Origin of the sequence: Stappia sediminis (genome assembly GCF_009826895.1) — a bacterium.
GTDB classification, from domain to species: Bacteria; Pseudomonadota; Alphaproteobacteria; order Rhizobiales; family Stappiaceae; genus Hongsoonwoonella; species Hongsoonwoonella sediminis.
This window is the reverse complement of sequence record NZ_WUMV01000004.1, coordinates 1-20,012: the sequence shown is the minus strand read 5'-3', so window position 1 is coordinate 20,012 and position 20,012 is coordinate 1. Positions and strand designations below refer to the sequence as shown.

At 59.5% G+C, this 20,012-nt stretch carries 18 protein-coding genes and 1 pseudogene; 12 read left to right on the top strand and 7 right to left on the bottom strand.

The window, feature by feature from the left end:
• Positions 1-185 precede the first annotated feature (185 nt).
• From GR183_RS11865 to GR183_RS11855, 3 genes are all read left to right on the top strand, one after another.
• Positions 186-1,055 (top strand): outer membrane protein, encoded by an 870-nt coding sequence (locus GR183_RS11865; RefSeq protein ID WP_160775860.1) that lies wholly within the window; start codon positions 186-188, stop codon positions 1,053-1,055.
• 187 nt (positions 1,056-1,242) lie between these two features.
• Positions 1,243-2,436 (top strand): acetyl-CoA C-acyltransferase family protein, encoded by a 1,194-nt coding sequence (locus GR183_RS11860; protein ID WP_160775859.1) that lies wholly within the window; start codon positions 1,243-1,245, stop codon positions 2,434-2,436.
• A 98-nt stretch (positions 2,437-2,534) separates the two neighbouring features.
• Complete coding sequence (locus GR183_RS11855; protein ID WP_160775858.1) at positions 2,535-3,518, top strand: ChaN family lipoprotein; 984 nt, start codon at positions 2,535-2,537, stop codon at positions 3,516-3,518.
• On the opposite strand, the gene GR183_RS11850 is transcribed toward GR183_RS11855, so the two are convergent.
• From GR183_RS11850 to GR183_RS11825, 6 genes are all read right to left on the bottom strand, one after another.
• Complete coding sequence (locus GR183_RS11850) at positions 3,511-5,526, bottom strand: potassium/proton antiporter (RefSeq protein ID WP_160775857.1); 2,016 nt, start codon at positions 5,524-5,526, stop codon at positions 3,511-3,513. The genes GR183_RS11855 and GR183_RS11850 overlap by 8 nt on opposite strands.
• Before the next feature lie 101 nt (positions 5,527-5,627).
• Entirely contained in the window at positions 5,628-6,758 is a 1,131-nt protein-coding gene (locus tag GR183_RS11845) for a saccharopine dehydrogenase family protein (protein ID WP_160775856.1), read from the bottom strand.
• A 116-nt stretch (positions 6,759-6,874) separates the two neighbouring features.
• Entirely contained in the window at positions 6,875-7,345 is a 471-nt protein-coding gene (locus tag GR183_RS11840; RefSeq protein ID WP_160775855.1) for an Lrp/AsnC family transcriptional regulator, read from the bottom strand.
• 70 nt (positions 7,346-7,415) lie between these two features.
• Positions 7,416-8,243, bottom strand: a complete 828-nt coding sequence (locus GR183_RS11835; RefSeq protein ID WP_160775854.1) for a sulfite exporter TauE/SafE family protein — start codon at positions 8,241-8,243, stop codon at positions 7,416-7,418.
• A 236-nt stretch (positions 8,244-8,479) separates the two neighbouring features.
• Complete coding sequence (locus GR183_RS11830; RefSeq protein WP_160775853.1) at positions 8,480-9,244, bottom strand: DeoR/GlpR family DNA-binding transcription regulator; 765 nt, start codon at positions 9,242-9,244, stop codon at positions 8,480-8,482.
• 77 nt (positions 9,245-9,321) lie between these two features.
• The gene (locus GR183_RS11825; protein WP_160775852.1) at positions 9,322-10,233 is read right to left on the bottom strand and encodes a DMT family transporter; all 912 of its coding nucleotides are present in this window, start codon (positions 10,231-10,233) and stop codon (positions 9,322-9,324) included.
• An 81-nt stretch (positions 10,234-10,314) separates the two neighbouring features.
• Here GR183_RS11825 and GR183_RS11820 point away from each other — a divergent pair, with 81 nt between their 5' ends.
• The 8 genes from GR183_RS11820 to GR183_RS11785 all read left to right on the top strand — a co-directional run bounded on the left by GR183_RS11820 (position 10,315) and on the right by GR183_RS11785 (position 19,055).
• Positions 10,315-11,037, top strand: coding sequence for an SDR family NAD(P)-dependent oxidoreductase (locus GR183_RS11820; RefSeq protein WP_160775851.1), 723 nt, complete (start codon positions 10,315-10,317; stop codon positions 11,035-11,037).
• A gap of 201 nt (positions 11,038-11,238) precedes the next feature.
• A complete protein-coding gene (locus GR183_RS11815; protein ID WP_160775850.1) occupies positions 11,239-11,787 on the top strand; it encodes a TRAP transporter small permease in 549 nt (182 codons plus the stop codon).
• Positions 11,788-11,845: 58 nt separating this feature from the next.
• Positions 11,846-13,390, top strand: coding sequence for a TRAP transporter large permease (locus tag GR183_RS21975; RefSeq protein WP_160775897.1), 1,545 nt, complete (start codon positions 11,846-11,848; stop codon positions 13,388-13,390).
• Positions 13,391-13,419: 29 nt separating this feature from the next.
• A complete protein-coding gene (locus GR183_RS11805) occupies positions 13,420-14,484 on the top strand; it encodes a TRAP transporter substrate-binding protein (protein WP_160775849.1) in 1,065 nt (354 codons plus the stop codon).
• A gap of 147 nt (positions 14,485-14,631) precedes the next feature.
• Positions 14,632-15,531, top strand: a complete 900-nt coding sequence (locus GR183_RS11800; RefSeq protein WP_160775848.1) for a PfkB family carbohydrate kinase — start codon at positions 14,632-14,634, stop codon at positions 15,529-15,531.
• On the top strand, positions 15,528-16,571 hold the full coding sequence (locus GR183_RS11795) for a tagatose 1,6-diphosphate aldolase (protein ID WP_160775847.1): 1,044 nt from the start codon (positions 15,528-15,530) through the stop codon (positions 16,569-16,571). The genes GR183_RS11800 and GR183_RS11795 overlap by 4 nt, the downstream gene beginning before the upstream one ends.
• A 2-nt stretch (positions 16,572-16,573) precedes the next feature.
• A complete protein-coding gene (locus GR183_RS11790) occupies positions 16,574-17,962 on the top strand; it encodes an L-fucose/L-arabinose isomerase family protein (RefSeq protein ID WP_160775846.1) in 1,389 nt (462 codons plus the stop codon).
• Complete coding sequence (locus tag GR183_RS11785) at positions 17,910-19,055, top strand: Gfo/Idh/MocA family protein (RefSeq protein ID WP_160775845.1); 1,146 nt, start codon at positions 17,910-17,912, stop codon at positions 19,053-19,055. Before GR183_RS11790 ends, GR183_RS11785 begins: the two co-directional genes overlap by 53 nt.
• Positions 19,056-19,058: 3 nt before the next feature.
• On the opposite strand, the gene GR183_RS11780 is transcribed toward GR183_RS11785, so the two are convergent.
• A complete protein-coding gene (locus tag GR183_RS11780; protein WP_202396062.1) occupies positions 19,059-19,826 on the bottom strand; it encodes a GntR family transcriptional regulator in 768 nt (255 codons plus the stop codon).
• A gap of 103 nt (positions 19,827-19,929) precedes the next feature.
• Between GR183_RS11780 and GR183_RS21970 the strand changes: the two are divergent.
• Positions 19,930-20,012 (top strand): annotated as a pseudogene (locus tag GR183_RS21970) (flagellar biosynthesis protein FlgA); the annotation flags it as partial.

Genomic DNA, 20,012 nt, shown 5'->3' with positions numbered 1-20,012 from the left:
GCTACGGCAGTTTTATGCGGGTTATTTTGACAAATATCAAATATTCGAAAATTATTATGTTAATTAAAATATGCATGATTTCATATGGTTAATGAGTTTGAGTGATTTACAATCGCTTTCACGCCAGTTTTGTTGCAAGCGCGCAACGCTTCAAGATTCCTCTGCGGAAAAATCTATAAATGTGAATGTTCGATATTGCGAATGTACGAGTTGCAGCTACGTTCGTGAATGAAAGATTCGTCTGGGGCGCATGTCGCGTCTCTTTGATCTCAGGGGCAATCATGAGTATTCGCAGTTACCTTTTCGCGGTGTTCTCCGCAGGAGCCGTCTTGGGAGGAATGGGGGCGGCGTCCGCCCAGGATGGATCCTCCATCTGGCCGACAGAGCTTTATTTTCGCGTCGAGGGTGGAGCAGCATGGCTTGCGGAAGATCGCGGAAACTGGGCCGGACCTGGCGGTACGGTTGTAACATATGACCTTGACGCCGATGGTGCATTCATCGGGAGCGCTGCGTTTGGCGCGCAATTTCATGATGGTGTGCGGGGCGATCTTTCGCTCAGTTATCTGAGCGAGGCGGATATTGATGCGAACTGGATTGCGCCGCTTCCGGGCCCGCATGCCGATATTGATGCAAGTGTCTCTACCTGGCTCATCATGGCAAATCTGTTCGTTGAGCCCTTGACGCTTGCGGGGTACGAAAGCCCGATCAAGCCATTCGTGACAGGTGGCATCGGCGTGGCTGTCAACGATATGGACGATTGGACACGGACAAACACGACTCTCGCTCCGCCGGATACCGTTCGTGAGTTTGAGGGCAAGACGAATACATCCTTCGCATGGTCCCTCGGCGGCGGTGTTTCCGCAGAAGTGGGGGATCTGTTCGGGACAGGTTCGCCGGTCGAGGTCGATCTGACGTATCGCTATACCGATGCCGGTGAGGCGAAGGGCGGTACGACGCCGACCGGGAACGGACAGCCAGCCACGACGGCCTTCAACTACGACAATACGTTCCACGCCGTCTCCATCGGCGTGAGAATTCCTTTCTCCACGCATTGATCGTCACTCGGTCGCGTTTGCACAAAGCCCCGGGGCAGCGATGCACCGGGGCTTATGCTTGTCCGTGATTGCACGACTATCCTTTTTGTGAGTTTGCAGCGCAGCATCGCTGCCCGTAGAGTCCTTCTCAAAATCGGTCCATGAATTCGGCAGGCGCGAATGCGCCCCTATGAGGAGGAAACTTGCCATGAGCCAGCGTGAAGTGGTGCTTCTTTCGGGTGTAAGAACGGCAATCGGGACGTTCGGCGGGGCGCTTAAGTCCATGCCGCCTTCGAAGCTTGGTGGAATGGTCGCCAAGGAGGCGATGTCACGCGCGGGCGTTGCGCCGGAAAAGATCGGCCATGTCGTCTATGGCCACGTGATCAACACCGAGCCGAAGGACATGTATCTCGCCCGCGTCGCGGCGGTTGAGGCCGGCATCCCGGTCGAAACGCCCGCGTTGACGCTGAACCGGCTTTGCGGGTCCGGGGCGCAGGCAATTGTTTCCGCCATGCAATCGGTCCTGCTTGGCGATGCGGATTTCGCGGTAGCGGGCGGAGCTGAATCCATGAGCCGCGGCCCGTTCATCGCACCTGGCGCGCGCTTTGGCGTGAAGATGGGCGATGCCGCGATGGTCGACATGATGATCGGCGCGCTGAACGATCCGTTCGGCGGCGGGCATATGGGCGTGACGGCGGAAAACGTCGCCGATGAATACAAGATCGATCGGTCCGCCCAAGACGAGCTGGCGCTTGAAAGCCAGCGCCGCGCGGCTGCCGCGATAGAGCAGGGGCGCTTCAAGGATCAGATACTGCCGCTCGAAATTACCGAGGGGCGCAAGACCTTTACCTTCGATACAGACGAGCATGTTCGCGGCGAGACGACGGCGGAAGGCCTTGCGGGTCTGCGCACGGTCTTCAAGAAAGACGGCTCCGTTACGGCGGGCAATGCGTCCGGCATCAATGACGGAGCGGCAGCCGTGGTGCTGGCGGATGCCGAAGCTGCCAAGGCCGCCGGCCACAAGCCGATGGCGAGGCTTCTCGGCTATGCCCATGCGGGCGTGGAGCCGAGCGTCATGGGCATTGGCCCTATCCCGGCAGTGCGCAAGCTTCTGGAGAAAACGGGCCTTTCGGCTTCGGATTTCGACGTGGTGGAGTCGAATGAGGCTTTCGCCGCCCAGGCCTGCGCCGTCATGCGCGAACTGGGGCTTGCCTCCGACAAGGTGAACCCGAACGGTGGAGCCATCGCTCTTGGTCACCCGATCGGGGCGACGGGCTGCATTCTCACCGTGAAGACGATGTATGAGCTGAAGCGCACCGGCGGGCGCTACGGCCTCGTCACCATGTGCATCGGCGGCGGTCAGGGCATTGCGCTGGCGTTGGAAAACCCTGACGCTGCATGAGCTGAAAAACCTCTATATCCTGCCTCATTCAGGGGGCGAATGCGTGAACCGCATTCGCCCCCGGCCTTTTCCGTTCCATATTCGGGTGAGAACGGGAAATGGAGCGCGACGTGTTTCGATTTGGCTTCGCATTAATTGTTCTCGGCGTCTCGGCAGGCCTCGCCCATGCCGAGCCGCCGACGCCGGTCTCAGAGTATTTTGCAGACCACCCTCTGGTCGGGAAAATATGGTCCGTTGAGGAACGGCGTTTCGTCACACCTGGCGACCTTGTGAGCGAGGCAGCCGAGAGCCGATACGTCCTGCTTGGCGAAATACATGACAATCCGGATCACCACGCCTTGCAAGCCTGGGTCGTTCGATCGATTGCCGAAAAGGGCCGCAGGCCCGCAGTGGTCTTCGAAATGATCTCCCAGGACATGCAGAACGATATAGACGCATACCTTGCGCTGGCGGACAGCAATTCGGAAGGGTTCGGCGCTGCTTTGCGATGGGAAGAGCGCGGTTGGCCTTCCTGGGAAACCTATAAGCCCGTTCTGGATGCGGCGATCACATTCGGACTGCCTGTTCGTGCCGGAGATGCGAACGTCAGGAGCCGCAAGGCGGTTGGCAAGGACGGTCTGATCGCGCTGGGAGAAGCCGAGGAGCAACGTCTTGGGCTCTCGGAAGAAGAAACCGATGCCGAACGCGAACTCGTCTCGAATATCCTTTTCGAAAGCCACTGCGGACTGGTGCCCAGGGAAAGCCTGAAGCCCATGGCGGATGTGCAGGCTTTCCGGGATGCGGCGCTGGCCGATGCCATGCTTGGCTCACCGGGCAATGGCGCTGCCCTGATCGCTGGTGGCGGGCATGCGAGGGACGATCTTGCAGTTCCGAAGTTCCTGAGGCGCAGAGGTGTGTCGGGAGACGAAATCCTGACCGTTGCTTTTCGCGAGGTCGAACCGGGCGAAGGGAAGGCAGCGGATTATCTCCCGCAAAGCGTCAATGAAACCAAGACGTTCGATTATCTCTGGTTCACACCGGTCTATGACCGGACCGACCACTGCGCGGACTTCAAAAAACGCTTTGGCGAAACCCCTAATTAGGCGGCGTCTGGCGACTTTCCGCGTCATTGGCAGGTTGTGGTGCGGAAATGGGTTTGAGAGCATCCGCGGTTTCCTGGCTTCGCTCGTGCGGGGCCGGTGAAAGAGGCTCCGTTCCGCCATCATCGTGCGAAGGTACCGCCGTCTGTGAGGCAGAAGCTGCTTTTTCAAGCGAACGTTGCCGTCTGACTTGCCCTCTGCGCCTCAGCCGTGCGCGCAGCCGGCGGTAGCGACGGCGCGAAAAATCGGCAATGTCGTCGCGCGAGAAAAAGAAAGGAAGGTTCGGTTCATCCGTTTCGATGTGCTCCACCGCAAGGCCGATATCGGTAATGCCATGCTCCTCGTCGATCTGGCGGACGATGAAATCTATGCTGCCGTAGGGCACGCGATCGGTCGGCTCGATATCGTCACCGAGTTCGCGGGTCATCAATTCGCGAATTGTCAGGCCCTGGTCGCCGGTAACGACCCTGAAGCCGTAGATTGCGCCGACATCGGCAAGCGGTGCATTGGGGTCCAGCTGAAAATCGCCGAACAGAGCCGGGTCGTGAGCGACTTCGGCAGGGGCTGCGAAAAGCGCATCGAGAACAGGCACCTGCCGGGCCGAGGTCAAAATGTAGATCTGGTCATTCGGCTGCGGGCGGCCGGCCTTTTGCACGCGGATGGAGCGACCTTCGCGCATGATGAGGACCGGTCGAGCCCAGCGGGGAATCCGGTCGCCGCGCGCCACCGCACTGTCAGGGTGCACACGGTAGGAGACGATTTCGTGATCGCTGCCGCCTGGAAGTTCGAGCTCCATTCGCTCCACCGGGCCGATGCGCGGCGGGACGATGAGCTTCAGCCAGCGTGCCATCGGCTTGATTGTCCAACCTTGCAGGACGAGCGAGGTAAGGACGATCAGGAAGGTGACATTGAAGATCGCCTGCGCATTCGGCAGGCCATGGATAAGTGGCAGGATCGCCAGCAGGATCGACACCGCGCCGCGCAACCCCACCCAGGAGACGAAGGCCGATTCCGACCGGGTGAAGCCGAAGGGAAGCAGGCAGATCCACACCGCAAACGGCCTTGCGACGAAGATCAAAGTGAGAGCGAGGGCAAGACCGGCAACCGCGACGTGACCGAATTGCGAAGGTGTCGCGAGGAGACCGAGCGTGACGAACATGCCGATCTGCCCAAGCCAGGTCATGCCGCCCTGAAAGCGCTTTAGTGCCGGTTGCTGGCGGATACGCACGTTGCCGCAAAGAATGCCGGCGACATATACGGCGAGAAATCCGCTGCCGCCGACCATCGATGTCGCTGCGAAGAGAACGAGAGCAAGCGCCAAGACGACGATGGGGTAGAGCGCCGGTTCGAGTTTGATGCGGTTGACGATCTGGACGATGACGTAGCCGCCCGCCAGACCGAATACGAAGCCGATGCCCATTTGCTGGATGAAAGCGATGGCAAGGGCGGATGCGGCCGCACCTTCGTCGAGGCCGGTGGTGACGAGCGAGACGAGCGTGAAGGTAAGGAAGATCGCCATCGGGTCGTTCGAGCCGGATTCGACTTCCAGTGTCGCTGATATCATTTCGCGCAGGTGAACGCCCCCGACACGAAGCAGGAAAAAGACGGCGGCGGCGTCCGTGGATCCGACGATCGCACCCAGGAGCAAGCCTTCCAACAGGCTCCAGCCGAAAAGAAGATGTGCCGCCGTGCCGACGATTGCCGCCGTCAATACGACGCCCGCGGTCGCAAGTGTGACCGCAGGCGCCGCGGCCATGCGCAGCGTGGAAAAGCGTGTTTCGAAACCGGAATCGAACAGGATGATCGCCAGCGCGATCGAGCCGATGAAATAGGCGGCGGATGCGTCGGCAAACTCGATCCCGCCCGGTCCGTCCTCACCCGCCGCGAGGCCGACGAGGAGAAAGACGAGCAGCAAGGGCGCGCCGACCCTGAAGCTGATGAGGCTCGTGAAAACGGAGACCGCCACCAGGCCCGCGGCGATCAGGATCACGAAATTGATCGTCTCAAGCATTGCCACTTAACGCCACACGAGATTCCCCACTGGAAGCTACGGTGTCGCTGAGTATAGCCAACACGGGGACAGGGTCAGCAATTCCCGGAAGATTGGCGGCTTTACGCCGCGACGAGGCGCTTTCGTACTCCGGCAGGCGTTTTTCCCGAGTTTTCCGGGTCGAAATGACTCCCGAAACGGTTGTTAAGGAAACGGGCTAGTGGAATTTCTTCCTGGCGAATGAAGCCGGCCCCGGAAAGCGAGCCGTCGCGAATCATGTCGAGCGTTGCGCAGATGCCGGCCGAGGTCGTAACCTGGATGGCGCTCCAGAGCTCTCCGTCCATATCCTTCGCCGTTACGCGGTAGACGGCGGAAATCTGTTCGCGCAAACCGCCGATGGTGCCCGAAGCCGTGATGAATACGAGCACGACATCCTGCTTGGTCACGGGAACTGCGGTTTCAAGCACGTCGCGCATCAGATCGCGCCGGTCACGCAGGCCCAGGTCCTGAAGAAGAAGGCGCATGATGTCGCGGTGCCCGGGATAGCGAACGGTAAGATAGCGAAGCGACCGCACCTTGCCGGATAGCGTTTCGGCCAGAGACCCGAGGCCGCCCGACGTATTGAACGCTTCGTAGTCGACACCGTCGAGCGAGAAGGTTTCGTATCCTTCCAGAGGTTGAACCATCGCCGGTTCACCGTCGACGATGGCTTCGCATGCATTGCAGTATTCGTTAATGAGTCCGTCCGTGGACCAGGTGAGATTGTATTTCAGCGCATTGGTCGGATAGCGGGGCAAGGCGCCTACACGCAGCGTCAGGCTATCGAGTTCATCGAAACGGGCCGCAAGATCATGACCGGCAATCGATACGAAGCCTGGCGCCAGGCCGCATTGCGGGGCGAAGGCCGTGCGGGACTTTGCCGCCAGCGCCTTTACCGCCTTCGTGGAGGCGACATCTTCGGTGAGGTCGAGATAATGCGCGCCGGCCCGTTTCGCTGCCCTGGCAATCGTCTCCGTCAAAAAGAAGGGGGCGGCGGAAAGAACCGCTTTCTTGTCTTGAAGCGCATCGACCAGTGCATTTTCGTTGGAGACGTCGACGGTTGCCGTCTTCACGCCGGGGCGGGTTACTGCGGCAAGGGCGAGCGCGTCGCGATCCGCGATCGTCACTTCATAGTCGCCGGCGCCGGTCAACAGCGAAGCGATCATACGGCCGATCTTTCCGGCTCCGACGATCAGCACGGGCCATGCGGTCATTCGATTTCTCCTCCTCAGAATCACCTGAGCAGAAGTGTACCTTTTGGTAGAGTCGCGGATTATCCAGCAAAATGCCGGAAACTGGATCGTGATAATAAGATTTGTCGGATGATCCGTCAGATTATCGGAACACTGCGCTCCACATCGTTTCCGCGGTCGAATTTTGAGGCAAGCACGATAGATGATCGCGATCGCCGCACGCCTGGAATTGCGGCTATTTCATCCAGCACCTCGTCGAGATCTTCAAGGCGTGGCGCTTCCACCCGCAGGAAAAGATCGAACTCGCCGGAAACGGTAAGGCAGGTGCGGATCTCGGGAAGCGTTTCCAGACGCTTGATCGTCTCCCGCACCTGCTGTTGCTCAACCGCGATCATGACAAGCGCATGCACGGCCTCGATCTCCGGCGTGCGCGACAAAAGCACGGTGTAGCCGCTTATGAGACCACAGGTCTCGAGCCGCGATATGCGCTCTTGAACCGTGGAGCGGGCGACCTTCAGCTTGCGCGCTATCTCCGATGTCGCCATTCGCGCGTTGGACTGCAGAAGCGCAACGAGGCGGCGGTCGAGATCGTCCTTGAAGTCGCGCATTCAAACAATCCGTCAGTTTGCCGGCTTTCCGGTAATCTGACAGGTCTACCCAATTTCGGCAACCGGCCGGCTACCCCAGAACATCGTAGAACATCCTGAGGCCCGTAAAGCCGAGGAACAACGCGAAGACGATCTTCAGCGCACGCGGGTTTATGGCGTGGGCGATGCGCGCGCCCCAGGGGGCAGACAGGGTTGACGCCGGGATTATCAGAAGGAAGCCGATAAGATTGACGTAACCGAGCGACCAGGAGGGCCGTCCTTCGACGCCGAGGCCGTAATAGATCGCGCCGATCGTACCCGGAACAGCGATGATGAGGCCGATTGCCGAGGCCGTGCCCACCGCCTTCCTGATCGGATATGAGAACAGGGTGAGGATCGGCACGCTCAACGTTCCCCCGCCGATGCCCATCATCACCGAAATACCGCCGATCAGGAGACCGAGAAGTTCTTTCAGGGGCGTGCCGGGAAGCTGACCGGCCAGCGCGATACCGTCTTTGCGGAAGATCATGTTGATCGCGACGAGTAGCGCGACGGTCGCGAAGATGAGCGAAAGCACCATGCCGCTGACGTTGCCGCCGATGATCGTGCCGGCGATGACGCCGACGGCAATGGGTATGCACCAGCGTTTCAGGAGGTCGAGGTCGACGCTGCCACGCTTGTAGTGGGCAAGGGCGGACGAAGTGCCCGTCGCAAGGATCGTGGCAAGCGACGTGCCGACCGCCACATGCATGACCACGTTCTCTCCAACGCCGAGTGCCGTGAGCATGTGATAAAGCACGGGCACGATGACGATGCCGCCACCAACGCCCAAGAGACCGGCGATGATGCCTGCGATCACACCCGTCGCAAGCAAGGCAATGCCGAGGATCAGGAGCGAACCAATCTCGAAATCGGCCAAGGCGACAACCTTTCAGGATAAGAAAATCGCCCGGTAGGGCGAGGAGGACAGGGATACCGCGGCTGGCGTTGGCGGTTGCGATTAACCTCGCACATTCAGTCACCAACCTGCGGTTACCGGCAACGAGAGGCGACAAGGTATCCTATTCGCGCAGTGCACCTGTCAACATGGTACGGATGTCACGAGCGCACGGGATGCGGGCAAAGCACTTTTTCCGCTGCGGAAATGAAGCCTGTTCATTCCGTGTCGACGATCGTCAGCACGTCGGCGGGAACGAGCGCGCGCTGGTTTTTCGATAGTGAAGCGTCGGTGACGATCATCGAAGTATCGATGACGTTGCAGAAACGCACAAAACCGCGTTTGCCGAACTTGCTTGCATCCGCAAGCACCACGAGGTCGGTGGCAAGGGCTCCGACATCGCGTTTCAAGTGAGCCTCTTCGGGCCTGATGTCGTATATGCCGCCCTGAGACAGGTCGATTGCGGCGGCTGTGAAGACTGCAGTATCGAGCTGGAAATTCCGGATGAACGAAACCGCTTCCGGCCCATAAACGGCATTGTCGTCATGATCGACTTCGCCAGGCGCGATAATGAGGCGAATGCCTTTGTGCCGGCCGAGGATATGCGCAATTTCCAGCGAATTGGTGACGACGGTGAGCCCGCGCGCATAGGCAAGTTCACGGGCAAGAAAGCAATTGGTCGTACCCCCGTCCAGAAAGATGCGCGAACCTTCGCGAATGCTGCGCGCATATGCCTGCACGATCTTGCGCTTGGCGTCGGCCCCTTCCTCCAGGCGGCTGATGAAAGGGCCTTCGCTCGCATCGGTGATGAGCGTAACACCACCATGGACGCGGCGCGCCTTCCCGGCCTTGTCGAGTTTCTTGATATCCCGGCGGATCGTTTCATCCGAAACGCCAAGCTCGCTCGCGAGCTGTGTAATCGCGCAGAACTGGCGCGTCTTGAGCGACGACAGGATGTACTCGTGCCGGCGGTTCTGTTTCATCGGCGATTGTCCTTTTCGGGAATTCGTACCGAAGGACCCAAGGCGGGGCAAATCAAACCACAGTTCGGGCGAGCGTTTCAGCTTTTGGCTGTGCGGAATTTCCGCGCAAAAAGCCGCGCGATATGGGGCATGGCCACGCCCGACATGATGACCGCGATCGCCACGATATCGACGGGTCGAACGACTGTGCCAAGCAGGATAACCGAAGCAAATGTCCCGATTGCCGGCGCCAGGGAGACATAGAGCGAAACCCAGGCGGCTTGTATGCGCGACAGCGCCAGATTGAATGCCAGAAAGTTCACGACCGTCATGATGAGGACGAGATAGGAAAGGGACCAGAAAGCGCCCGGCTCGCTTGCCACATCAAGCCGAAAGCCCGTCCAAACGGTAAGGCAGCTTGTCGCGAATGCAGCTCCCGTCACCTGGAGGGTTGCCGTCTGATACCAGGGTACCGCGCCACGGTTGAGAAAACGGCCGACGACATGGCTGCCGGCGGCAAACAAGACCCCGATGAAGACCAGTACATTGCCGGTCATGTCGCTGGCGCCTATCGACTCCCTGTTCGCCGTGATTATCAAAAGCCCCGCAAAGCTGATGAAGCCGCCTGCCACGAATGTCCACGGCAAAGGCTCCTTGAGCACGATACGCGCAAGCACGGGCCCAAGCAGGGGCACGAGCCCCCATATCAGCGAGACGCTGACACCGTCCGTTCTCGCCGCACCGAAAAGGCCGAACGCGAGCACCATTCCAGGCGCCATCGTCCCCCAGCAGAAGGAAACGAGTGCGCGCTTGTTGAGACGCGGAAGCTGCCCGCGCAGCGCGAGACCCACCCAAAGAATAACCGCCGCCCCTACGAATTGAAGCATGAGGATGGATGCCGGATTGGCGACGCCGGTCAGGCTTTTTTGAACGATAAGCCCGCTCGACCACACTGTGATGGAGAGGAACTGGGCCAGATGGCCGACATAGGGAGTTTCCGGAAGGCGCATGGAACCGCAGCGGAAGAGGGGGCTGTTCGTAATACTTATATCTTATATAAGAGATAGAGCTTCACGTCCACGGAGGCGGCAATGGAATCGGTCATCATAACGGGTGCGGCAGGCGGCATAGGCCGGGAGACCGTGAAGGCGCTGGCATCTGCCGAGCGGCATATCGTCTGTGTCGATATTTCGGATGAAGCGTTGGCGCCACTGCGGCAGATAGCGAGTAATCTTGCCGGCGAGTTTTCCTTCGTCCCATCCCGAATGGAGGATGTGGCCGCCTGCAGGAAAGTCGTGGCCGATGCCGGAGACCAGGTCTCGGGACTCGTGCATCTTGCCGGTGTTTTCGAGGCGGATCCGCAGGCGATCGACGACATGGGCGTCTACGAGCGCGCGATCCGGCATAATCTTACAAACGGTTATATGGTGGCGAATGCCGTCATGGAAAAGGCGTCGAAAGGCAGGGCAGGGGCGATGGTCTTCACCTCTTCGCTCGCCTTTCGCCGCGGCTCCTGGGAACATGTACCTTATGCTGCAGCCAAGGGCGGTCTCGTGGGGATGACGCGGGCCATGTCACGCCGCTTCGCGCCCGATTGGCGGGTGAACGCAATTGCGCCCGGCCTCATCAACACAGGCATGCCCGCGAAACTCATCGCGGAGCGTGGCCTTGAACGGGTAACGCGCGAAATTCCTATGAAACGGCTTGGTGAACCTTCGGAAGTCGCAAGCGCGATCGCCTTTCTCATGGGGTCTTCCTCCTCATACGTGACGGGGCAGTGCATCAACATCGATGGGGGCATCATCAATTCTTGAGGCGGATTCGAACGATTGGCCGGGAGGGCGAAAGGCCGGCGAAAGTCTCGCCGCGCTTTAATCTTGTAAAAGATATAAGACCTGTTAATGTCGATAGACCAAAACGCGGTCGCTTGCAAAATCGGGCGGGTTTCGGCAGTCAGCCGGCATGCGGCGGATGATGCTTCTTGCGCCTTGGCCTTGGGAGGAGACCAAAGCTCGATGCAGGCAACACGCGCTCTCATTGAATTTCTCGGCCGTATCAACGGTGGCATCGGGCGTGCCGGAGTATTTGCCTCGGCCTGCTTTATCGCGCTGATGACGCTCTTTGTTATCGCCGGCGTGTTTTTCCGTTACGTACTCAACAATTCGCTGAGCTGGGTTGAGGACGTTTCCCTGATCCTTATGGTAACGACAGCCTTTATGGTCGCGCCGTTCGCCTATCGTTCGGGCGGCAATGTGGCAATTGAAATGCTTGTCGAGATGCTGCCGCACAAGGTGCTGCGCGCGATACGCATCGCGATCAATATTCTCGTTTTGTGGATCATATATCGCTACTTCTTCGAAAGCCTGCAGCTCGTCCAGCGCGGCTTCGCCATCCGCGTGAACACCGTGCCGATCGCTTGGGCGTGGCCGTACATGGCCGTGCCCGTCGCATTTTTCGCCATGGCGCTTGTCGGCTTCGAGTTGATCCTGCGCGACCTCTGGGCGCTTCTGGGGGGCGGCGAAGCGCTAGACCTGCCGCATCACGCCCCGCAAGAACCGGAATAGGAGTACGTTCGTGTCGCTCGCCTATTTCTGGATATTCTTCGTCCTGCTCGCGGTTGGAATGCCGGTTGTCTTCGCGCTGCTTGTCGCGCCGGGCCTTTCGCTCGTCATCGACGGCAAGGATCAGCTTTTCTTCTCAAAGCTTCTCAGCACCGTATACACGGGCATGTACTCCTTCCCTCTGATGGCAGTGCCCTTCTTCATCCTCGCCGGCGAGTTGATGAATTCGGGCGGAATCACCCGCTCGATCGTCCGCTTCTCTGAATCGATGATCGGTCATGTCCGCGGCGGGCTAGCTCAGGTGAATATCCTGTCGTCGATCCTTTTCGCCGGTCTTTCGGGATCTGCGGTGGCCGATACCTCGGCACTCGGCAAGATGCTGATCCCGGCAATGGAACAGAACGGCTATTCGCGCCGTTTCGCTGCCGCGATCACGGCCGCGTCTTCCGTCATCGGGCCAATAATTCCACCATCCGGGATCATGGTGCTCTACGCCTTCGTCATGAACGTGTCGGTGGCAGGACTTTTCCTTGCGGGCTTCGCGCCGGGCCTGATGATCGGTCTCGGCCTGATGACGCTCACTTCCTATTTCTCGCGCGTGCGCAACTATCCGGTCGCCGCTAGAAAATCGACCTGGCGGGAGCGTTCGGTCTCGTTTCTGGAAACCTTCCCGGCGCTGCTGACGCCGGTCCTGCTGCTCGGTGGAATCCTTTCCGGTATCTACACGCCCACCGAAGCGGCGGCGATCGCGGCTTTATATGCGGTGTTCGCGGCGACGCTTCTCAAGCTTGACCTGTGGGAACGCTTCATTTCGGACACAGCCCATGCCTATATCCATGTCGGCCCGCTGACGCTGCTATTATTCGCAGGCTTTACCGAACATGTCGGCTTCAAGCTGTTCGCCGTGCTTGCCGTCGGCTGGGTTGCTGTGGCGGAAGTTTTCTGGCGGCTCGTCGTCGCAAGGAACCGCAAGACCCCCCGGCGCCTATCCGCGGACGCCTATGACACTCCGTTCAAGGCGGATCTGAGCCGGGCGGCGGGCGAAACGGTGCAAAGGTTGCCGGTCGTTTTGAAAAATACGGCCATTCAGTCGGGCATCATCCTGTTGCTTGTGGGGGCTGCTGTTACGTTCGGCTGGATGGTGACCGTCTCCGGCCTTGCGCGCGAAGCTGCCCGGCTGATCCAGGGCGTGTCCGACAACCCCTACATTCTTCTGTTTTTGGTGAATATCCTGCTTTTCGTGGTCGGCATGTTTCTGGATGCGGGCCCCGCCATCCTGATCCTGGGTCCCGTTCTCGGGCCGATCATGACGCAGATCGGCATCGATCCGCTGCATTTCGCCATTGTGATGTGCGTGAACGTGACCGTTGGACTTGCGACACCGCCCATGGGGCTTGTGCTGTTTGTTGCGTCCTCGGTGGCGCAGGAAAAGGTGGAACGGATCGTTCAGGCAATCTGGCCGTTCCTGCTCGTGGAGGTGGTCGTGATCTTCCTTATTACCTATTTCCCGAGCCTTTCCATGACATTGCCGGCGCTTGCCGGTTTTGCGAGATGCCCGGACGGGGCAAGCCTCTGTTCCCTCGTTGTCGGGGGACTGGGACAGTGAGTGGTCAATATTCTACGGGAGGAAAAGCAATGCTCTTGAAGAAACTGCTGGCATCCGCAGGCGCCGTTGCGCTCGGAGTAGGCGTTACCTTGGGCGCAGTGTCCACAGCCCAGGCGGCCGATTACACCATCAAGGTCGCGTTCCTCGGCTCGCCGGAGGATGAGGATTACGACGGTTCAATGGTCTTCAAGGACTATGTGGAAAGCCGTTCGAACGGGCGTGCGGAAGTCCAGATCTACCCTTCCGGCCAGTTCTGCGGCAACGAGAAGGAATGCCTCGACAACCTGCAGGCAGGCACGCTTGAGGTCTATATCACGACGATCGGCGGTTTCGGCAATGTCTACGGTCCAGGCCAGGTCCTCGACCTTCCCTATATGTTTGCGAACGATCGTGTGGCCGAATGCGTTTTCGACGGTCCCTTCGTAAATGACTTGCGCAAGGGCGTGCTTGCAGAAGGCATCCCGATGCGCCTGATGGTCGTCTCCAATACCGGTGGATGGCGAAATTTCGGCACCACAACGAAGCTTGTGAAGAACCCGGGTGATCTTCAGGGGCTTAAAATTCGCACGATTCCGGCTGAAATCCAGCAGGAACTCGTCCGCCAACTGGGCGGGAACCCGACAGCCGTCGCATGGCCGGAGGTCTATACCTCGCTTGCAACGGGTGTCGTGGAAGGCACGAAGAACGGCATCACCGACATAATGAACATGAAGTTCCCGGAAGCAGGGTTGAAGAACCTCACGCTCGACGGCCACGCCTATATGGGCGCCTTGTGGTGGTACTCTGAGCCGGCCTGGCAGCAGCTTCCCGAAGATCTTCGCCGCATCGTCTTCGACGGCATGAACCATCTGAAGACGGTGACGCGCGCCTTCCCCATGCGCCGCTCCATCGAGGCGTATGAGAAGTTCAAGGAAGAAGGCGGCACCATCTATGTGCCGACGCCGGAGGAAAAGAAGCAGTTCCAGGAAGCTTCAAGCGGCATGCGCGGCTGGTATACCGAGCAGTTCGGCAGCGAATGGCTCGATAAGCTCGATGCTGCAGTGGCCCAATGCGAGTCCACCGTCGCGGACGAATTCGCCGCAGCCAACCAATAACAACCTCCCTGGCTTGAAATGCGGGCGGCAAGACGTGCCGCCCGCATTTCGTCCGAAGGCTTCAATCCCGCTTTTTGATAAGACTCTAATCTTGTATCTTATATAAGAATTGATAGTCTGCGGGCAGTAGGTCGGAGCCGCATGAAAATGACGAGCGTCTTGTGCGCAGGTGTCGCCGTGATCGATTTCGTGCTGTCGATCGACGAGATGCCGCGGAGGGCAGAGAAGTATCGCGCGAAGGACGCCGCAATTGTCGGCGGCGGCTGCGCCGCAAATTCCGCTGTCGCCGTGGCACGGCTCGGCGGCGAGGCGTTTCTCGCCTCAAGACTTGGTGCGGACGCGGTTGGCGACATGATCATCGCCGATATTGAAGCGGAAGGCGTGGATTGTCGTTTGGCGAGGCGTTTTGAGGGTAACCGGTCGTCGTTCTCCTCGATTTTGGTGGACCGCAATGGTGAGCGTCAGATTGTCAATTTTCGAGATGAAACACTGGATCGCGACGCAAGTTGGCTTGAACAGGCGGAATTGCCAGATTTCGATGTCGCGCTTGCCGACACGCGCTGGCCGGAGGGCGCGGAAGCGCTGATGCGCGTGGCCCGTCTGCGCGGGAAGCCGGCGATCATGGATGTCGAAGCGCCGGTGGAGATCGCGATGTCCGCGCTCAAGACTGCGACCCATCTGGCCTTTTCCGAGCAGGGGCTGCGTGAGTTTTCCGGCAAGGCCGACGTTGTTTCCGGCCTTTACCATGCCCTTGATGCCGCCCCCGACGCATTCATCTGCGTGACGCAGGGAGAAGACGGCGTGAGCTGGATCGAGGGCAGCGATGTCCGCCATGAGCCCGGTTTCCAGGTGGCTGTCGCCGATACGCTGGGAGCGGGCGATATCTGGCATGGCGCCTTCGCGCTCGCGCTTGGCGAGGGGCGAGCGGAAATCGAGGCAATGCGGTTTGCCAATGCGGCCGCCGCCATCAAATGCACCCGCTTCGGCGGGCGGTCGGGCGCGCCGAAACGCGCCGAGGTGGAAGAGTTCTTGAGGGAAAGATCATGATCGAGCTTACACCCGGCAAGCTTTGGGGCCTGAGGCGCATGGCGGATGCCGGCGGCCGCTTCAAGATGACGGCGGTCGATCAACGCCCGCCGATCAAGAACCCGATTGCAAAGCACTACGGCCTTGATGAAGCGCCCTATGGGGATGTCGCGGGTTTCAAGGCGCTTTTGATCGAAACGTTGCAGTGGGACAGTTCGGCCCTCCTGCTCGACCCGCATTACGCCGTTCCGCAGGCAATTGATATTCTCTCTCCTGAAAAAGGGCTGATCGTCACTCTGGAAGACTCCATTTTCAAGGAAACCGAAGCCGGGCGTCTGTCGAGCGAGATCGACAACTGGTCGGTGGAGAAAATCAAGCGTATGGGCGGGGATGCGGTGAAGGTCCTTGCCTGGTATCGCCCCGACGCGGGAGAGGCCGTCAATCGCCATCAGCAGGATTTCGTGAAGCGCATTGGCGAGGCATGTAGCCGATACGATATTCCCTTCGTCTTCGAGCTTCTGGTCTATCCGCTTGCCAAGGATGCCGACCAGACGAAGGACTACGTGGAGATGAAGGGCAAGAAAACGGACGATGTCCTGAAATCCGTTGAGGAATTCGCCAAGCCTGCCTATGGAGTCGATCTTTTCAAGCTGGAAAGCCCGCTGAACGCGAGCGATGTCCCGGGCGTCGGCGGCGAAGGTTGGGAAGACGCTCAGGCCGCTTTCGATGAAATGGGCAGGCTTGCGGGCCGGCCCTGGGTCATGCTTTCGGCAGGAGCCGGCAAAGGGGCGTTCCGCAACATCCTGACCCATGCCTACAGGGCCGGCGCGAGCGGCTATCTCGCAGGCCGCGCGATCTGGCTCGACGCTTTCTCTCATTTCCCGGATTGGGAGAGAATGCGCTCCGAACTGAAGGGCGAAGGCACGGCTTACATGCGCGATCTGAACGCGCTGACGGACGCCGAGGCGGCGCCTTTTGCCGCTCACACCTGCTATGGCGATGAAGGAGCCCGGTTCCGGCCGGCGGACGCTTCCTTCCGAAGCGGATATTCGGGGTTCTGACGATGGCGCGCATCGGTATCCTGCCGCTTGGGCGGCCGACGTTCGATGTTCCATTCGCCGAGGAAAATCTTGCGCGTATGCTTGCGGCGCTCGAGGCATCGGGGCACGAGATCGTGGGTCCGGGAGAGCTTTTGTTCGATGCTCCGGCGGCGCGAATTGCCGTCGAGGCGCTCAAAGCGGAAAAGCCCGAGCAGATCCTGATCCTGCAGGTCACCTTCACCGACGCCTCGATAACAGTGGAAATCGCGAATGGCTTCGATGTTCCACTTTCCATATGGGCAATCCCCGAACCCAGGGTCGGCGAAAGGCTCAGGCTCAACTCTTTCTGCGGGCTCAATCTCGCGGGCCATGCTCTCGGGCTGAACGGAAGGGCCTTTTCCTATCTCTACGCCACCCCGGATTCGGAAGATATCGGGGCAGCAATCGATGAGCTTCTGGTGGGCAGGCGTGTTTCCGAACCTGTGCCGATGGTGCGCTTCGAACCGGGGACCGGCGCCGGCGCCGGGGCCGTTGCGGCTCTTCGCGGCGCGCGCATCGGACGCATCGGTGCGCCGCCGGAAGGTTTCGACACGTGCCTTTATGACCCGGCGAAGCTCAAGGCACTTGCGAATGTAAGCGTGGAGGAGATGAATCTCGATACGCTCTTTTCTGGCGCAAAAGCTGTAAGCGATGAAGAGGCTGCTGGCGTGCGGGCGGCGGCTGCAGCCATAGCCGGCAACCTCGACGATGTAGATCAGGGCGAGCTCGATAGATCGCTCAGGCTCAAAGCGGCGATCGAAGAGATCAAGGCGAGGGGCCGTTTCGATGCTTTCGCGATCCGCTGTTGGCCGGAAACCTTTACCGAATATGGCGGAGCGGTCTGCGGCCCCGTCTCGATGATGGGGGAGGCGCGGGTTCCTTGCGCCTGCGAGGCGGATGTCTATGGCGCGCTGACAACACTGCTCCTGCAGCGCATTTCGGATGCGCCGGCCTTCCTCGCCGATCTCGTCGACCTTGACGAGGAGGACGACACGGGCGTTGTCTGGCACTGCGGACAAGCGCCGATGTCGATGGCTGATCCCGATACGAGGATCGATGCCACGATCCACACCAACCGCAAGATGCCGCTCCTCTTCGAATTTCCGTTGAAGCCCGGGCGCGTCACCTTCTTCCGCATTTCGCAGGCGAGGGGTGAGACTTTTGCCGTCATCGGCGGCGGAGAGATGCTGAAACGCCCTATGGCCTTTACCGGCACGTCCGGGGTCGTGCGCTTCGATTCCGGCTCGAAAACCGTTCTCGAACGCGTCATGGGAGCCGCGCTCGAACATCATATGGCGCTCGTTTATGGAGACCACCGCGATGCTCTCGCAGAAGCCGCCGGCGCACTCGGCATCCCCGTCCTCACGCTCTGAGAACGATCTTAAGCCCGTGCGCTATGCCATCATCGGCTCAGGTATGATGGGGCACGAGCACATCCGCAACATCGCGCTCCTTGCGGGTGCGAGCGTCTCTGCCGTTGCCGATCCGGATGAGGGCATGCGCCTGACCGCGCGCGATCTTGCGGGGGCGGGGTGCGCGGCTTTTGCCGATTACCGGGAGATGCTATCTGCAGCGGAATTCGATGCGCTCCTGATCGCAAGCCCCAATCACACGCATATCGACGTCCTGTCGGATGTGATGCGCCTCGACAAGCCGATCCTCGTTGAAAAGCCTCTCTGCACGACACTCGCAGACTGCAGAAAGGTACTGGCCATGCAGGAGGCGCGGTCGGCGCCTTTATGGGTGGCAATGGAATATCGCTATATGCCACCGGTCCAGCGACTTCTGAAAGAGCTGCGCGATGGCACAGCGGGGAACTTGAAGATGATCTCCATCCGCGAGCATCGGTTTCCCTTTCTCAGCAAGGTAGGCGACTGGAACCGCTTCAATTCGAAGACAGGCGGCACGCTTGTCGAAAAATGTTGCCACTTCTTCGATCTCATGCGGCTGATCGCCGAAAGCGAGCCCGTTCGCGTTTATGCATCGGGCGGTGTCGACGTCAATTTCCTCGATGAGGAATACCCTGAAGGCCGCCCGGACATTCTCGACAATGCCTTCGTCGTGGTCGATTTCGCGAATGGTGTGCGCGCAATGCTGGACCTTTGCATGTTCGCCGAAGGTTCCTATTGGCAGGAAATCATTTCCGCCACGGGCGATAGGGCGCGTGTGGATGCATTTATTCCCGGGCCTTCCCGTTTCTCGCCCGATGGGCGGGAGCGGCATTCGGAAATTGCCATATCGCCACGCGCGACAAAGCGGGAAATCCGAGAAGAAGTCGAGGTCGACGAGGCGGTACTTGCGGCGGGCGACCACCACGGCTCGACCTATTTCCAGCACGCGAAATTCATTGACCTCGTGCGCCATGGCGGCGTGCCCGAAGTCTCATTGGACGACGGGTTGAAAGCAGTGATGATTGGCGCTGCGGCGGAAGAAAGCGCACGCACGCACAGGGCTGTGGAGTTTTAAAGGTTACTTGAGGTCGGAAATATAGTGAGCCCGCTCGGTAAGGCAGCGGGAGATGCGAAGCTCAACGGGTTTGCGCTCCAGATCGAAGGCGATGCGGTTTATCCTTAGCAGCGGTGCGCCTGCCTTGCAGCCAAGGTGCTTTGCATCCTCCGCACCCGCCGTAATCGCTTTCACCCGCTCCGTCCCGCTGCCGATCGTGAGACCCCAGCGTTCCGAATAAAGCCGGTAGACATTATTCGGGATCTCGCCGAGCTTCTCGAACCCTGGAAATCGCTTTGCGGGCAGGGTGATGTATTCGACGATAAGCGGATCGTCGTCCAGATAGCGTACCCGCTCGATCCGCCATACGGATGATGTGGGGCTGATCGCAAGATCGCGCGCCTCTTCCTTGGTCGCCCGTTCCTTCGACCAGGAAAGTACCTTTGATGTGGGGAAAGAGCGTTCGCCCGTGTCCGGCACAATCCGAAAGAACTGGAAAAGGATCCTGCTTTCTTCCGGAGCGGCGACGTAGGTGCCATGACCCTGGCGGCGCACAAGCAGGTTTTCCGCCGTCATCGAGTTAAGCGCCTTGCGGATTGTCCCCTGGCTAACCCCGATTTCGCGTGCGAGTTCCATCTCGGAGGGAATGAGTTGGCCCGGCTGCCAGGATCCTTCGATAAGCCGGCGAACCAGGCTCTCCTTAACCTGAAGGTAGAGCGGGCGAAAGCCGAATGCCCGTTCCGCCGAAGTGTCTGCCATTTCCATCAGCCCCAAATCAATCCCGAGCTTCATTTTTAGCCCATCGATATTGACATAGCTAGGATTTTATATCTTATGTCTTATACAAGACTTATCATGTTCGCAGCTTGCTCAATATAGCATTCGGGAGGTTTCCATGGAGGCACCGCATCTGCTTGTGCACGAGCATGCCGACAATGTCGGCGTGGTTGTTGTCGAAGGCCTTACGGCGGGAACGAA